Source organism: Oryzophilus luti, assembly GCF_059726245.1.
In genome coordinates this window covers 121,986-137,527 of sequence record NZ_AP040874.1, presented here as the reverse complement: position 1 = coordinate 137,527, position 15,542 = coordinate 121,986, and the positions used below count along the sequence as shown (strand labels likewise).

Annotated in this window: 17 protein-coding genes; 5 read left to right on the top strand and 12 right to left on the bottom strand. The window is 61.6% G+C overall.

Annotation, left to right across the window (positions count from 1 at the left end; translation table 11 throughout):
* Positions 1-73 precede the first annotated feature (73 nt).
* Together AC6IZO_RS00580 and AC6IZO_RS00575 are read right to left on the bottom strand one after the other, a co-directional pair.
* On the bottom strand, positions 74-1,312 hold the full coding sequence (locus AC6IZO_RS00580; protein WP_497806923.1) for a pyridoxal phosphate-dependent aminotransferase: 1,239 nt from the start codon (positions 1,310-1,312) through the stop codon (positions 74-76).
* A 232-nt stretch (positions 1,313-1,544) separates the two neighbouring features.
* A complete protein-coding gene (locus AC6IZO_RS00575) occupies positions 1,545-2,228 on the bottom strand; it encodes a PilZ domain-containing protein (RefSeq protein WP_497806921.1) in 684 nt (227 codons plus the stop codon).
* A gap of 213 nt (positions 2,229-2,441) precedes the next feature.
* On the opposite strand from AC6IZO_RS00575, the gene AC6IZO_RS00570 reads away from it, so the two are divergent.
* Entirely contained in the window at positions 2,442-2,903 is a 462-nt protein-coding gene (locus tag AC6IZO_RS00570; protein WP_497806919.1) for a hypothetical protein, read from the top strand.
* Between the two features lie 33 nt (positions 2,904-2,936).
* Here the strand turns inward: AC6IZO_RS00570 and AC6IZO_RS00565 are convergent, their stop codons facing one another.
* From AC6IZO_RS00565 to AC6IZO_RS00550, 4 genes are read right to left on the bottom strand one after another with little or no spacing between them, the layout of a single operon-like run.
* Entirely contained in the window at positions 2,937-3,473 is a 537-nt protein-coding gene (locus AC6IZO_RS00565) for a flavodoxin family protein (RefSeq protein WP_497806917.1), read from the bottom strand.
* A 12-nt stretch (positions 3,474-3,485) separates the two neighbouring features.
* Positions 3,486-3,713, bottom strand: a complete 228-nt coding sequence (locus AC6IZO_RS00560) for a tautomerase family protein (protein WP_497806915.1) — start codon at positions 3,711-3,713, stop codon at positions 3,486-3,488.
* Positions 3,714-3,736: 23 nt separating this feature from the next.
* Positions 3,737-4,732, bottom strand: a complete 996-nt coding sequence (locus tag AC6IZO_RS00555; protein ID WP_497806913.1) for an aldo/keto reductase — start codon at positions 4,730-4,732, stop codon at positions 3,737-3,739.
* Positions 4,733-4,773: 41 nt separating this feature from the next.
* On the bottom strand, positions 4,774-5,784 hold the full coding sequence (locus AC6IZO_RS00550; protein ID WP_497806911.1) for an AraC family transcriptional regulator: 1,011 nt from the start codon (positions 5,782-5,784) through the stop codon (positions 4,774-4,776).
* 397 nt (positions 5,785-6,181) lie between these two features.
* Between AC6IZO_RS00550 and AC6IZO_RS00545 the strand changes: the two genes are divergently transcribed.
* The 4 genes from AC6IZO_RS00545 (at position 6,182) to AC6IZO_RS00530 (ending at position 11,030) form a co-directional block, all read left to right on the top strand.
* Positions 6,182-6,466 (top strand): DUF2934 domain-containing protein, encoded by a 285-nt coding sequence (locus tag AC6IZO_RS00545; RefSeq protein ID WP_497806909.1) that lies wholly within the window; start codon positions 6,182-6,184, stop codon positions 6,464-6,466.
* A 69-nt stretch (positions 6,467-6,535) separates the two neighbouring features.
* On the top strand, positions 6,536-7,318 hold the full coding sequence (locus AC6IZO_RS00540; protein WP_497806907.1) for a hypothetical protein: 783 nt from the start codon (positions 6,536-6,538) through the stop codon (positions 7,316-7,318).
* Positions 7,306-9,237 (top strand): prolipoprotein diacylglyceryl transferase family protein, encoded by a 1,932-nt coding sequence (locus AC6IZO_RS00535; RefSeq protein WP_497806905.1) that lies wholly within the window; start codon positions 7,306-7,308, stop codon positions 9,235-9,237. Before AC6IZO_RS00540 ends, AC6IZO_RS00535 begins: the two co-directional genes overlap by 13 nt.
* Positions 9,238-9,392: 155 nt before the next feature.
* A complete protein-coding gene (locus AC6IZO_RS00530) occupies positions 9,393-11,030 on the top strand; it encodes a SulP family inorganic anion transporter (protein ID WP_497806903.1) in 1,638 nt (545 codons plus the stop codon).
* A 195-nt stretch (positions 11,031-11,225) separates the two neighbouring features.
* On the opposite strand, the gene efp is transcribed toward AC6IZO_RS00530, so the two are convergent.
* From efp to AC6IZO_RS00500, 6 genes are all read right to left on the bottom strand, one after another.
* Positions 11,226-11,798: an elongation factor P gene (efp, locus tag AC6IZO_RS00525; RefSeq protein ID WP_497806901.1), complete on the bottom strand. Its 573-nt coding sequence runs from the start codon at positions 11,796-11,798 to the stop codon at positions 11,226-11,228.
* Between the two features lie 84 nt (positions 11,799-11,882).
* Complete coding sequence (locus AC6IZO_RS00520) at positions 11,883-12,305, bottom strand: cytidine deaminase (RefSeq protein WP_497806899.1); 423 nt, start codon at positions 12,303-12,305, stop codon at positions 11,883-11,885.
* 2 nt (positions 12,306-12,307) lie between these two features.
* Positions 12,308-13,255 carry a phospholipase C/P1 nuclease family protein gene (locus tag AC6IZO_RS00515; RefSeq protein ID WP_497806897.1) on the bottom strand — a complete coding sequence of 316 codons (948 nt, stop codon included), beginning with the start codon at positions 13,253-13,255 and terminating at the stop codon, positions 12,308-12,310.
* 160 nt (positions 13,256-13,415) lie between these two features.
* Positions 13,416-14,036, bottom strand: coding sequence for a thymidine kinase (locus tag AC6IZO_RS00510; RefSeq protein ID WP_497806895.1), 621 nt, complete (start codon positions 14,034-14,036; stop codon positions 13,416-13,418).
* Positions 14,037-14,055: 19 nt separating this feature from the next.
* On the bottom strand, positions 14,056-14,556 hold the full coding sequence (locus AC6IZO_RS00505; protein ID WP_497806893.1) for a nucleoside 2-deoxyribosyltransferase: 501 nt from the start codon (positions 14,554-14,556) through the stop codon (positions 14,056-14,058).
* Between the two features lie 159 nt (positions 14,557-14,715).
* The gene (locus AC6IZO_RS00500) at positions 14,716-15,459 is read right to left on the bottom strand and encodes an SIR2 family NAD-dependent protein deacylase (RefSeq protein ID WP_497806891.1); all 744 of its coding nucleotides are present in this window, start codon (positions 15,457-15,459) and stop codon (positions 14,716-14,718) included.
* Positions 15,460-15,542 lie beyond the last annotated feature (83 nt).

Genomic DNA, 15,542 nt, shown 5'->3' with positions numbered 1-15,542 from the left:
TGGCTCGGCAATGTGCATCAACGAGAAAGCCCGCCTTTACGGCGGGCTTTTTGCGTGTCCGTAGAGTGGTTGACTACGCGAGGATGCGGTACTGCTTCGGCGCGAACGGCGTTGCCCTGCGCATGGCTGGCACGTCTTTCACGTCCGCCAGCTCCATGTGCATCACTTCGTCAAACGCCTTCTGGAATTTCTCCATCTCCTCACGAGTGCCGATGGTGATGCGCACGTGGTTGGGCCACGCCGGCCAGATGCGCCCGATGAAGATGCCCTTTTGCTGCATGGCGGCGATGACGCGCTTGCCCGGCTGTTTTGTGTCGAGCATGAAGCAGTTGCTGTCGGAGGGAACGAAGCTGTAGTTGTGCTTGGTGAGCCAGTCGAAGGTGCGGTTGCGAACGTCGGCGATGATTTGTTTGCGCTGCGAAACGAGGTCTTTATCTTTCAGTGACGCGATGCCGGCTGCCATGGCCGGCACCGGACACAGGCTCCAGCCGCCGCGCGCAAAGATCTTCTGCTGCAGGTCAGGCCGCGCAATGACGAAGCCGAGCCGCATTCCAGCCATGCCATAAATCTTGCTGAACGTGCGCAGGATGATGATCTCCTTGTCTGCCGCGACAAGGTCGAGCGCAGGCGTCTGGTTGCTGAAGTGAATGTAAGCCTCGTCGAGCAGCAGGATGGACCCATTGGGCTTGTTGGCCAGCGCGTACTCCACATCGGCGCGGCTGGTGACGGTGCCCGTTGGATTATTCGGCGAGCAGATGTAGAGCAGCCCTGCATTGGGCGCGGCCTTGCACATGGCACGCACGTCGTGCGCGTAATCCTTCGCCAGCGGCACTTTAAAGATCGGCGCGCCGAGGGCCTGCGCGGCAATCATGCCGGCTTCGTAACCAGGGTCGGCAATGACGAACGGGCGCTCCGGCCCGCAGAAGGCAAGCACCGAGTAGTGCAGCGGCTGCGTCGAGCCCGAAAAGGTCTGCACGTATTCCGGCTTCAGGCCGTTCTGCGCGGCAAACAGGCTGGAGACCTGCTCGGCCATGTCTTCGCAATAACGGCCGCTGCGCGCGAGAGCCTCCTGTCCGGCCTTGCGCGCAGATTCGCTCAGACCCAGCGGATTCTCATTGGCGTTGATGTAGACAGCGCCCTCGACGTGCCCGCGAGCGAGTGGCACGGACTGCGCAAGCGCCAGTTCGGCCTCACCCAGGCAACCGGCTGCGGTCAGCGCCGCACCGGCGCTCATTGCCGTGCGCAGAAAGTTTCGCCGCGAAAACACGGCGCCATCAGGAAACAGGTTTCCCATCAGACTTTTCGTCATCATCAACCCCTGGATTGAGCGCGGAGTGCTCGAAAGAATTGCAACTACTCTACGCGAGAAATGCCGGGACGCCAAGCCTTGCGATGCAGGAGCTTCGCGGGCCTGGAGCAAGAATCATGGGAGTGAATCAGGTGGACGGACGCGGGAAACCGCCTCGTCCGGCACATGCGCGCAACATCACCGCAACTTAAGCAACCGCGCGCACGCGTGAAAACAGATGCTATTCCGTATGCGATCAGTAGCGAATTTCCGGGCGCAGTTCGCTCTCCAACTGCTTCAGTACATCGTGCAGACGATCGGCGGGCTTGAGCGTGCCCAGGTCGAAGCGCAATCCCATGCCCACGCCGGGGTGTGTACTCACAACATGTGCAACGGTCTGGAAGGTAATGCCGCGCAAGGTCACGGAAATTCGCAGTTCGGTGTCCTTCGGCAGCGGCATGCCGATCTCCACGTAGCAGCCGTTGCGTGCAATGTCTGTAATGGGAGCGCGCAGGGCAAAGCTCTTGCCTGCTTCACGGAGTTCTGCGAATCCGCTGCAACGGAAGCGCGGCGAAGAGCGTCGTTCCAGAAATTTCCGGGTCTGCGACGGGGGTGCCGGATTCTCGGCATCACCGTGCAGGCGCCAGAAATTGTCCACCGTAGGCTCCACCATGCGCAGGTGCACGGAACCGCCCGGCTGGGTTGTGGGCGTATCGCAGACTACGCGAAAACGTGCCTTGCGGTCGTCGATGCCGGCGCCGATGACGTCACCGGATTTGAGCGCGACGGTCACGGTCTCCACCACGGCACTCTCGGTGCTGACCGCGCTGGTCCAGACATTCTCATTGAACGCCTTGCCCCCAGCATCCAGCCCCCAGATACGCAGCTTCAGACGCACCGGCTTTTCCGATTCAAACTGAAAACCACCGTAGACCGCCATAACCCACACCTCTCTATCAGTTCGACAGCGCACGGGAACCCGGGGGATGGCCACCACCCTCTTGCACAAAAGACTACCATCGCGAACTGAAAAGTGAATCCACAATTGAGGCGGGATGCCGGAAAGTTAATGCGTTTCAACTCGGGATGCGTGCGGCACACAAGTGTTGGGCCATCGCTCAGGCACAAGCGCCCTTCGGCCGATCAATCAAGTATGAGTTACCGCATTGATTTTGATCCTGGGCAGGGCGTGCTTCTGGTGACCTTCTCCGGCATTCTCACGCAGAAGCTCCTGGTGCAGCACTATCTTGATGTGACCGATTTGCTGGCCCGGCGGCGGATGCAATGCTCGATTGTCGACCTGCTCCAGGTCGATTCCTCCCCCGTTTCCAACCAGGCCATTGTGAGCCTTTCGCGGGAGGAACCCCTGTTCCTCAGCGCCAAGCCGCGCGCATTTATCGCCCGCGGACGCGAGAGCGTCAGCCTGTGGCGGAATTTCATCAGCCACAACCGCACCCCGGAGCGCACACGGCTCACCAATTCAATGGTGGAAGCACTGGAATTGCTTGGGTTGGAAGGATTGCGGCTGGAGCATTTCTGCTCCAGCGCAGAGGCCATCGAGGTTCCGCTTGCTCCGCCGCCCGAGGATGGACCGCAGGTCAACGGGAACGCCTGAGTAAAGGAACTCAACCTGCCGGCGCGGGCGCAGTTACGCCCGCAGCCCCATCTCATACGCCTGCTTCATCGCCGGCCGGTGCACAATGTCGCCGACCTCCCAGGCCCCGGTTCCGTAGATGATGCCCTTCTCCTTCGCGCCGTGCAGGCAGGAGGTGAAGCCGCGCAGCTCTTCCACCGCGCGCTGTAAAGCAGGCTCGCTGCGGACAGCCGCAGTGAGGATGAAATAGAACTCCTTGTTGGAGAGCTTGGTGTAGCGGGCCACCGTACGGTCGATCACCGTCTTCAGTTGCGCGCACATGGTGTAAAAGTAGATCGGCGAAGCCAGCACGATGACATCAGCGGCGAGCATGCTGGCAAGAATCTTCGCCATGTCGTCCTTCTGCACGCACTCGCCATTGCCCCGGCAGGCGTAACAGCCCTGGCAATAATGAATGGTCTTCTCGGCAAGCACCACCTTTTCAACCGTATGCTTTGCTTCCTGCGCCCCGCGGAAGAACTCGTCGCACAGGGTATCCGAATTGCCGCCCTTTCTCGGGCTGGCGGAAAATATCAGTACCTTCTTGCTCATTGCTTAAGATTCCTACTCCATTTTGTAGCCGGGAATTTTGTAGAGGGTGCTCCAGCGCGGCAGGATCTCCGCGTGGTAGACCTCCGGCCACCGGCTCGGTTCAACATCTTCAATGCCGACGGAAATAGCTCCTTCTCCGCATTGCAGGACCTCGGTGAGGCTCTCGACAATCTTTCCGGCGAGACGCGCTTTCTGCTCCTCGCTTCTGCCGCTGGCAAGTTTCACTAGCACATGAGGCATTGCATCTTCCTTCCGATCTGGCGCTAGCGCCCGGTCATCTTTTCCAGTTGCTCGGGGTAACGGTCGCCCTGCACGGGAATCTTCGCCACGGCGTCATTGAGTTGGCGCACGTCTTCCGCCGTCAGCTCCACTTCGACCGCGCCAAGGTTCTCCTCCAGCCGCGTGAGCTTCGTGGTGCCCGGAATCGGCACGATCCACGCCTTCTGCGCCAACAGCCAGGCAAGCGCGATCTGTGCCGGAGTTGCGTCCTTCTGCTTTCCCATGGCGGTCAGCAGGTCGACGACGGCCTGGTTGGCCTTCATCGCCTCGGGCGCAAAGCGCGGCAGCGAGCCGCGGAAATCATTGCTCCCAAACTTGGTCTCCGCGCTGATGGCCCCGGTGAGGAAGCCGCGGCCGAGCGGACTGTACGGCACCAGGCCAATACCCAGTTCCTCCAGCACCGGCAACACTTCCGCCTCCACCTTGCGATACCAAAGCGAGTACTCGCTCTGCAGCGCGGTGACTGGCTGTACGGCGTGGGCGCGGCGGATGGTCTTCGGGCTTGCTTCGGAGAGGCCGAAGTGGCGGACCTTGCCTTCCGCAATCAACTCCTTCACGGCTCCGGCAACATCCTCGATCGGCACGTCGGGATCAACGCGGTGCTGGTAGAACAGATCGATCACGTCCGTCCGCAGGCGCTTGAGCGAGGCTTCCGCCACCTGTTTGATGTGCTCCGGGCGGCTGTCGAGCCCCTGATGGCGCGTCTGGCCCGTAGGATCGAGCTTGAAGCCGAACTTGGTGGCGATGATGACCTGATCGCGCACCGGTGCAAGCGCCTCGCCCACCAGTTCCTCATTCGTGAACGGACCGTAGACTTCGGCGGTATCAAAGAACGTGACGCCGCGCTCGACGGCCGAGCGCAGCAGGGAGATCATCTCCCCTTTGTCCTTTGGCGCGCCGTAGGAGAAGCTCATGCCCATGCAGCCGAGGCCGAGGGCCGAGACTTCCAGTTTTCCGTTTCCCAATCTGCGTTTCTGCATTCGTATCTCCTGTGAAATCCGGGATCGTATCTGCTGATTCGTTAGGATGCCAACTGCTGCTGCCGGCGCATCTCGCGCCAGCGTCCGGGTGGCACGCCCTCCCAGGCACGAAAGGCGCGGACAAACGAATTGGCGTCCTCATAACCGAGCAGGTAGGCCGCTTCGTTCAACTCCAGCACGGAGTTGTTCAGGTAGTGCCGCGCCAGGCAGTGACGGGCTTCCTCCAGCACGCGCTGGAAGCTCGACCCCGACTCCTGCAGGCGGCGCTGCAACGTGCGCGAGCTGATGTGCAGCGAACGCGCCACGTCATTGATGCTCGGGCGGCGGCCCGTCAGCTTCTGCTGAATTTCGCGGCGAACGCTTTCGGTAAAGCCTTCGCTCGTGGTCTGCTGTGCCAGCTCGGCCTCAAGCTGCGGAGCCAGCGTGGCCAGCAACTCAGCGTTGCGTGTCACCAGCGGACGCGCGGCTTCCGAGGCGCGGAAGACGATGGTGTTCTGGTCGGCTCCGGTCAGCACCGGGCAACCAAAATGGCGCTCCAGGTCCTTAACGTACGAGCGTGGCTCGCGCAGTTCCAGGCGCAACGGAGTGATCCGCATGCCCGTGCCCATGCGCGCCACCGAGAGCACCCAGGCGAAGCAGACGTCGACGAGAACGCGCGGCTCGGGGCTTGTGGCCAGCGTCCAGCGGAATTGCAGGCTCCACTCGTGTTCGTCCTGCCGCTGAAGAATCTCTTCCGGGCAGGTGAGACGTTTGTAGCGGGCAATCTGCTGCACCGCATCGCCAAAGGTTGGCGACGAGAGCGCCGCCAGTGCCGTGGGCGACAGGCGTTCGATATGCGTTTCCGTTCCGAGAGGCAGCCCAATGGCCGGGTCCGGACTCATCTCACCTAGAGCGTTCCAGAAGGCGAACAACTCTTCGGTGGAGACCAGCACGCGCGATTCATTGAACAGCCCCGGCGGCAGCCCGGCACGGCGCAGGATGGGAGCAATGTCGATGCCCGCTTCTTGAAGCTTCTGCGGAGCGTAGGACGAAATTCGTAGATGCCTGTTCATAGCGTCAACCAGTGCTCCTACTTTAGCCGGGAGACGTTTTTAACAATATGCAGACGGCGCCAATGTTTATACAGATTGCGCCAACCTTTGAACAGCCTCTTGGGCTGGAATCAGAGGAGTTTCTCCCGGTGGAGAGCGACCAGGTTCTTGGAATGTAGCTTTTTGCCGCCATTTTCCTGTGGATTTCCGCAAGGAGCGGCAAAAAACTGACAGGTTGTTCTGTTGTGGAAAACGGTGTGGATATTCGCAGTGCGAATGGCACTTATCAGTACTATTTATAGCAGTTTATCTTGATTTTCACCTTCGTCTTACACAGGTGGCGTTATAGTAACAAAAGGGAGCGGTAGGGGTGCTGCTCCAACCAATCCCTGATCCCTTCAGTAAGGAGTTGTGAACCATGGCCAAGAAGACTGGCGAGACGTCGACTCCCGAAGTCAAAGCGAAGTCCACTCGCACACGCAAACCAAAGTCTGCCCCCAGCAAGTCCAACGGAACCCCCAAGACGCCGCTCGCCGCAGCCGCCCCGGGCAACGTGAAGACAATGCCGGCACCTGCTGAGGTCAAGCAGATGATCCAGGAGCGGGCATATTTCCTCTTCCAATCGCGCGGCGGACAACATGGCCAGGATCAGTCTGATTGGCTGAAGGCTGAAGCCGAAATTCTGGGCAAGCGCACAGCGTAACGCAACGCGCTCCGCGGGGTTCCCCCAATCACACTTCCCCGCCGCCCCGGTTGTGCGTACAGTGCGGGAGTGGGCACCCAATTTCTGCTCCGCAAGTGGTACCTGGACTGCGTGACCGCAACGGGTGACGCAGCCATCGTCTATGCCGCCGAGATGCTGTGGCACGACCTCCCCGTGCGCTACGCCTCCGTATTGCTACGCACAGACGGATGCCTGAGCACACGGACCACGATGCGGCACGTTGCGCTTCCGTCCGACGCGGTTGGCAAGCCGATTCATCTTGAGCTGCCCGAACTCAAGCTGTCGGGCGATTGGCAGGAAGACAGCCCAGCGATCTCCGCCACGGTCTATGCCTGCGACGACGGCGCGGTGGAGTGGAACTGCCTGCAACCGCGCTCGCGCGTGGAGATGGTTGTGGACGGTCGGCACCTTGCGGGCCTAGGCTACGCCGAATGCCTGACGCTCACCCTGGCACCGTGGCGGCTGCCCATGCGCGAGTTGCGCTGGGGCCGCTTCACATCCGGCCCGGACGCCGTGTGCTGGATTGATTGGCAGGGTCCGTACGCGACCACACTTGTATTTCACAATGGCACACGCGTTGAGCCTCTGCAGGTTACCGACCATGAAGTGCGCTGGAATGGGGGAGAACTCCTATTGAGTGCCCCGGCCTCTCTCCGCGAAGGTGTGCTGCGCGATTCCATCTTGCCTCACGCGCCGAGGCTTGCGAAACTGCTGCCGGACTCCCTGTTCGGCATCCGCGAGCAGAAATGGTTGAGCCAGGGCCTCTGCCGCACCCCCGGGTCCACAAGTTCCGGCTGGACAATTCACGAGGTGGTGCATTGGGACCTGTAAGCTCACGCGCGCTGCTGCCACGGCTCCTCTACGGCGCGCTATTCACCATCATTCTTCCGCTGTTGCTGGTCTTCTGGGCAAAGGCCATTGCGCACGTGGTGCCCGTGCCAGCTCCGACGCTCGGCACATGGAACTGGGTGATTCTTGCCGCTGGTCTTCTGCTGATGTTGACCGGCATGGCCGCACTCTGGTTCCAGGGCGGCGGCCTGCCGATGAACGCCTTCCCTCCGCCGCGCTTTGTCGCCAGCGGAATCTACGCACTGGTTCCGCACCCGATCTATGCAGGCTTTGTGATCGCCTGCGCCGGAGTGTCGCTCATCGCTGGCTCCGCGAGCGGCTTCTGGCTGGTGACTCCGCTGGCTGCCGCCGGATGCGCCGCTCTGGTGCTCGGCTACGAATTGCCGGACCTGCAACAGCGCTTTGGCGACGCCGTAGTTGACGCGTGGCTTCCGGCAAATGCTGAGCGGCCGCCGCTTCTGGTGGAGCGCCTGCGAGTCTGCCTGCTGGTGCTGCTGCCCTGGCTTGTCATTTATCAATCCTTGGGGTGGCTTGGCCCTGCCACCGACGCGATTGACAGTCGCATGGCATTCGAGAAACAACTCCCCGTATTGCCGTGGACGGAAGCAATCTACGGAAGCCCTTACATCGTCGTAGTGCTGATACCGATGCTGCTGAAAAGCGCGCGCCGCCTGCGCGAATTTACCGTGCGCGGTGCAGAGGCGATGACCGTCATCTTTCCTCTCTATTGGCTTTTGCCACTCCACGCACCAGCCCGGCCGTTTGCGGCCACGAACCTGTGGGGCAACCTGCTTCTGTTCGAGCGCAGCTTCAGCAAAGGCGCGGCGGCGTTTCCTTCGTTTCATGTGGCGTGGGCTTTCATCGCCGCAGCATCCCGGACGGGACCGTCACGCCTGCGGCGAGTTTTATGGTTCGCGTGGGCCACGGCGGTGGCGGCAAGCTGCATTACCACGGGCATGCATTCGCTGGCAGACGTGCTCGCGGGCTTCGCAGCCTTCCTCGTTGTCCTGTGGCTGCCGCGCCTCTGGCATGCACTGTTGCGTGGATGCGAAGTGATCGCCAACTCCTGGCGCGAATGGCGGGTGGGCCCGGTGCGCATCATTAACCACGGAGCCTATGCGGGGCTGGCAACCTTCCTTGGCCTGTGCGTAATGAGCGCGTTACTCGGCCACAGGGCCAGTTTTCTGCTGCTCGCCATCTATGTAGCTGGCACTGTCGGCGCAGCCCTGTGGGCACAGTGGGTGGAAGGTTCCCCGGCACTGTTGCGGCCGCTTGGATTCTACGGCGCACTGCTGGGCACGATTGCGGGTGCGCTGCTCGCGCGACCTGCGAACACTTCCGCGTGGACGGCCTTGGCGGCGCTGAGTGTGTCCGCACCACTAATACAGGCCGTGGGCCGTCTGCGCTGCCTGGTGCAGGGTTGCTGCCACGGACGCGAGGTCCACACACTCCACGGCCTGCGCTACACGCATCCGCGCTCGCGCGTGACGCGATTGACGGCTCTGGGCGGAATTGAAATTCATGCCACGCCGCTTTATTCCATCCTGTGGAACGGCGTGGTGGCCTGCGTGCTGCTGCGGCTGGTTTGCACGCACGCCACGGCGGCCACGCTCTGCGCGGTGTACCTGATTGGCTCCGGCCTCGGACGCTTTGTGGAAGAGGTTTACCGCGGTGAGCCGCAGACGATGCTGCTAGGCGGGTTGCGCCTTTACCAGTGGGCAGCCATTGCGTGCGTGCTGGCCGGCGCGCTGATTTTGACCGTACACAGCACACCTGCAATGGACGGCTTCCGTCTTCACGATGTAAACCTGCCATTGGCCTTTGGCTGCGGACTGGCAGCGTGGTTCGTCACGGGCGTGGACTTTCCCGAGTCAAACCGGCGCTTTGCACGGCTGACTTAGTTCCGTTTCGAAATTCAAGATGGTCCTCACAGGCGCATGAATGGCCGCATTTCTGCGTCTGCACGCGACTTTCGTGGCACATTCCGGTTATTCTGGAATGCATCATGAATTCTGCAGTTCCCCACACAGATTGGCGGGCGTGGATGCCAAAATCCATGCTCGCGCTGAAGCAATACTCGAAAGAAAAGTTTCTGGCGGACCTGATCGCCGGCATTACGGTGGGCCTTGTGGCGCTGCCGCTGGCCATGGCGTTCGCCATCGCCAGTGGTGTGCCTCCGCAGGCAGGCCTGTACTGCGCGGTTGTCGCCGGCTTTTGCATCTCGGCCTTTGGCGGTTCCCGCCTGCAGATTGGCGGCCCCACGGGCGCGTTCGTCGTAGTTGTGGCAGGCATTGTCGCCCGCTACGGCATGGACGGCCTGCTGATGTGCACGGGCATGGCCGGCATCATCCTCATCCTGCTGGGCGCCACCGGGCTGGGCACTGCCGTTCGCTACATTCCGCGCCCCGTGGTGGTGGGCTTCACCAACGGAATTGCCGTGGTGATTGCCAGCACGCAGATCAAGGACTTCTTCGGCTTCAAGGTCGATCACATGCCGGGAGATTTTCTCGGCCGCATGGAAGCCCTCGCGCAGAACCTAAGTACCATCTCTCCGACGGAAACCGCGCTCGGCGTTGGATCGCTCGCGGTCATTGTGCTCTGCACGCGATTTGTGAAGCGCGTGCCCGGCTACATTGTGGCGCTGTTTGGCGGCACTCTCATCTCGCTGGCGCTGCACCTGCCTGTGGAGACCATCGGCAGCAAGTTTGGCGGCATTCCTTCCGGACTGCCCACGCTGCACCTGCCGCAGTTCCACTTCAATCTTGTGCTGGCGCTGATCTCTCCGGCGCTGACCGTGGCGATGCTCGGCGCGATTGAGTCGCTGATGTCGGCGGTGGTGGCGGACCGCATGAGCGGCGACCATCACAACCCAAACGTGGAGTTGATCGCTCAGGGTATTGGCAACTTCATGTCGCCGCTATTTGGCGGGCTGCCCGCCACGGGCGCCATTGCGCGCACGGCCACCAACATCCGCTCCGGCGCAAGAACGCCGGTCAGCGGCATCATTCACGCGCTCACCCTGCTCGTCATCCTTGTGGTGGCCGCGCCCATCGCGCGCTTCATACCACTCTCGGTGCTGGCGGCCATTCTGTTCGTGGTGGCCTACAACATGGGCGAATGGCATGAGATTCCCGAGCTGCTCAAGATGCCGAAGCTGATTGTGGGAAGCTGGGCGGTCACGTTCTTCCTGACGGTCTTCGCCGACCTGACGGTGGCCGTCGAGGCCGGAATGATCCTGGCGGCGCTGGTCTTCATCCGCGAAGTCTCCTCCACCACCACGGTGAGCGAGGTAACGCCTGAGTACCTGCGCGAGGGCCGCGAGCACACGCTTTATGATCGCGACATTCCGCCGTACGTGAAGATCCTGCGCATCCACGGCGCGTTCCTCTTCGGCGCCACGCACAAGCTGGAGAACGTGGAGATCGACTCGCTACCGAAGGTGGTCATCCTGCGCCTGCGCAACATGACCACGCTCGATTCAACCGGGCTGAAGGCCTTGGAGATGTTCTCCAATGAAGTCCGCGCCAGTGGCCGCGGCGTCATTCTGTGTGGCGCGCGGCCGCAGCCGCGACGCATGATGCACAAAGCGGAGTTCAAGAACCACGTGGGCGCCGAGAACCTTTGCGACAACGTGGCGCTGGCGCTGGAACGCGCACGCACGCTGCACGCCGAGCTGAGCGCGGAGGTGGCGTAAACGCTCCGGCGTCTGAGCCACGGCGTTGACCTCCACGCCACGAGTTCCCTGAGGCAACAAGCAACAGCAGATCCCTCGCTGCGCTCGGGATGACGCCTCATTGAACAGAAGAGGAATGACAGTCTCTCGAAAAGAAAAAGAGCAGAGTCCGCGGACTCTGCTCTTTTCATTCACTCAACTTCTAAGGCTCTTCTGCTACGCGCGGCCTGCAAATTCGCGGGTTTCGGTGGAGACCTTCACCTTCTCGCCGGTCTTGATGAACAGCGGCACGCGGATTTCGATGCCAGTCTCGAGCGTGGCGGGCTTGGTCACGCTGCCGGCGGAGTCGCCCTTGGCGCCCGGCTCGGTGTAGGTCACTTCCAATTCCACCTGGTTGGGCAGGATGAGGCCGATGGGGTTGCTGTTGTACTTCAGCATCTCAACCATCATGCCTTCCTTGAGGAAGTCGAGCGCATCGCCCAGCGCGTCGCCGCTCAGGGCAATGGTCTCGTAGGTCTCCTGGTCCATGAAGTTCGAGCCATCGCCGTCGCTGTAGAGGTACGAGGCTTCCACCTGCTGAAGATCTGGCTCCTTGAACTTGTCGCTGGCCTTGAAGGTGCGGTCGAAGACGGCCTGCGTAAGCAGGTTGCGCATCTTCAGGCGGACCATGGTTTGTGCACCGCGCGCCGAAGGCGTGGAGACTTCGGCCTCCATGCAGTGGTACGGAGCGTTTTCGTACTCGAAGAACATCTTACGTTTAATGTCGATGGCATCCATCAATGCGGCCATAAAACCCTCGCGGCAGCGCGAGGCCGCGCCCGATGGAGCGCGGCCTCACACGCAAATCTCAATCTAAGGATAACAGGAAGCGGGCTAGCCCTTCAGCCGGAAGCCTTCGGGCAGCAGCTCGCGAATCGGCGTCTGCACAATCTGGCCGGCCTGCGCGAGGTAGATGATGATGGCCTCGGGACCGTGCTCAAAGATGACCTGGCGGCAGGCGCCGCAGGGCGCGCACGGCGCGCCTTCGCCATTCAGGCAAGCCAGGGCAACAATCTCCAGATGATCCTTGTCCGCGCCTTCGCTGATGGCCTTGAAGATTGCGGTGCGCTCGGCGCAATTGGTGAGGCCAAAGGAGGAGTTCTCCACGTTACAGCCCGAGAATATCTGCCCGGAGCGCGTCAGGACGGCCGCGCCGACGTGGAACTTGGAGAACGGCGCGTAAGAGTGCTTGGAGGCCGCCAGAGCGGCCTCCCAAAGAGCGTGTACCTGCTGCGGAGGCAACACCGCTGCGGCCATGGTTATTTCTTCTCCTCGCAACCGGCAGGCTTCACCGCCGGACGCTCGCGCCAGGGTTCGGGCTGCTGTTCGGAGTCAACCCAGGCGGTGTAGATCATGTTGAGCAGCATCTGTGCGCCGCGCCCCAACTGCTGGCGGATAAACTCGCGCGACTCCGGCGAACCGTGCCCCTCGAAGCCGCAGGCCTTCTCAATCTTGTAGGACTGCTCCACCTTGCCCTGCGATTCGTGCAAGTAAGCGATGTAGTCGTCGAACGGATGATCAAGATGCTTGGGCGCGCCGACCAGATCGCCGATCTTCTCGACCTCAGGATTGGCGTTGACGAACGTGGTCTCCATCTTGGTGTGGATGAAGTGCTCGGTGGTGTAGCCGTTCGGGTTGGGGCCGGTCCAGCCGTTGTACTGGATGGTAGTGTGCAGCGGATTGGCGCCGTCACCCACGTAGTGTCCCAGCCATCCGATGTAGAACAGCGCATTCGCTTCGGCGTTGGCGGTCGGGCGGCCTTCCTTCTGCGCCTTGCGATATTCGCGGAATGCAACCTTCAGGCGGTCGAAGACCTCAATCGTGATGTAAGGCTGGAAGCCGACCTTCTCCGGCGCGAGCTGCTTCGGGTCCGTGGCCTGGCGCGCGTAAATTGCGCGGACAAACGCGTAGCGGTCCGGCGGCAGCGGCTTGAGCCAGTCAACGTATTCCATGTCCATGAAGTGGTCGGGGGCCTGCGCGTCATTCAGCGGCTTCTCCAGGTTCGAGCGCCAGCGGTCGGGCTCGGGACCAACGTAGCTGATGTAGTCGGCATGGGCCTTGAGGAACGCGGGCATCGTGTCCGGAATCTTCTCGGCGGCGGCACGGTTGACCGCCATGTGGCCGTGGTCTCCCCAGGTGAAGGCAATGGTGGGCGCGAGCAGAACGCAACAGACAATCACTGCACTGCAGAGCAGAAGTTTACGCATGGTTCTCCAACCTTGAAGTCTCGTGTGAAATGTAGCACCTGGAGCGGGGCTTGCAAAGCCGCGCAAAGCGCGCGGGAACCCGCATGGTCATTGTTGTTTACAGACACCAAACGCAGCCCGTAACAGGCTGCGCGGCGTGCGTGAACTCTTTCTGTACCGGTTAAACGTCGGCACCCTTGCCGAGCGCTGCGGTGGTTGCGGCGGCGCGCTCCTTCAGCTTCACCAGGTTCGGCTCAAAGCAGCGGCGGCAGCGTGCCTCATACATTCCAGCGGCGCCAACCACAACAAGCTCTTCACTGGCCACCAGGCGCTGCGTGTGCTTGGCCGGGTTGCCGCACTGCATGCAGATGGCGAGCGTCTTGGTGATCTCATCGGCCACGGCCAGCAGCTCCGGCATCGGATGAAACGGGCGGCCGAGATAGTCGGTGTCGAGTCCGGCGATGATGATGCGCTTGCCCATATCCGCCAGCCTCACCACAAGATCGATGATGCCTTCGCCAAGGAACTGTGCCTCGTCGATGCCGATGACCTCGGTGCGCCAGTCGAGCGCCTTTTCCAGCTCCTCGGCGTTGGAGACGCACTCGCTGCCAATCTTCAGGTCGCTGTGGCTGACAATGTGGCCGTCGCTATAACGCTGGTCGATGGCGGGCTTGAAGATCTGCACGCGCTGGCGCGCGATTTCCGCACGGCGCAGGCGGCGGATCAGCTCCTCGCTCTTGCCGCTGAACATGGGACCGCAAACGACTTCAATCCAACCAATACTGCCCTTGGTGATATTCATCTCAGATTCGCCGTATCCCCTAACACTCGGATGAAACAGTCTGCATGGCAGCCTCAGGCTGCGGCTGACGGCGCGGCGCAAGATACTCGCGCAACGCCGCAAAACTCGGGAACACCTTGTGCGCACAGCCCAGCACCCAGCCGCTCACGTGGTCGACCGGCATGGCCGTAACCAGGTAGACGGGGATGCCGCGACGATAGGCCACCGTCAGCTCACCCTGCGTGCCCGCGCCGCGCGTGGCGTGTTCATCCCACAGCGCGATGATGGCGTCGCACTTCTCCTCGACCCAGTCGAGATCGTACTGGATGATCTTGCGCACGGCCTGCTGGAAGCGCGGAAGATCACTCTCCTTCCAGCCTCGGAAGTTGCGCACTTCCTCGTCGCTGAGATCCTTCTGCTCGTCGAGCGCAGGATCATAGACCTGGTGTCCCAGTTGAGTGAGATAAGTGGTGATCTCCGACCGCCAGCTCTTGCCGTGGTCTGGAGCATATTCGATGGCGCCGCACAGATAAAAAAGCATTCGACAGAATCCGATCATCCCGGATGTGGAACTTTGATTGTGGCGGCAACGGCGGGCAAAAGCAACCGGAAACGTGCTCCGCAGCCGCATAAATGGCCAAAAACTTGTTCAAAGTGGGCGCGAATCTGGAGAATACGCCACCCGCACAAACCGTGGAACTCAGCCGAATATCCGCGGCAGCAACTCGCCCGCCTTGCCGAGAAAGCAGCGCGTAAAGGCCGCATGATTCGCAGGCTTTTCGGGACCAACGTAATAGGTATGCACCAGAGGGCCGCCATTCAGGTAGCGCGCCGAGGCCCAGTGCACAAAGCTTGCGGCAGGCTGCACCACGCCGCTGGTGCCCACAACAAGCAGCACCGTGCAATGCTCCAGCTCGTGCAGGATGTGCGGCATCTCCAGCGGCACTTCTCCGAACCAGACAATGTGCGGGCGAATGTGTGCACCGCAGGCGCAGTGCGGTATTTCCGATTCGTTCTCGTAGATGTTTGTGTCGGCAAATGGCGGGCGGTCGCAGTTCTCGCAGCGCGAGCGGAACAGTTCTCCGTGCATGTGCACCACGCGGGAGCTTCCGGCGCGCTCGTGCAGGTCGTCCACGTTCTGCGTGCAGAGGAAGAAGCGTTCGCCAAGATTGTGCTCGAGTTCCGCGAGCGCCACGTGCGCAGGGTTTGGCTGCGCGGCCAGCGCGTTGTGCCGCCGCGCAGAATAGAACTGCCAGACCAGTTCCGGATTGCGGTCCCATGCCTCGGGCGTGGCCACGTCTTCCACGCGGTGCCCGTGCCATAGGCCGTTACTGTCGCGGAAGGTTGCAAGGCCACTCTCGGCGCTGACGCCCGCTCCCGTCAGGACAAAGACGCGGTCGCGCGCTCCAATTCGAATTCCCTGTTCCGAAGCCTTGCTCTTCATCACTTTGTAGAGGGCTGCAATTTTCCTGGTTGACCCGCGCCGCAGTTTCACGCTACATTGAATTTGTTATGCAGAGCCTGCGC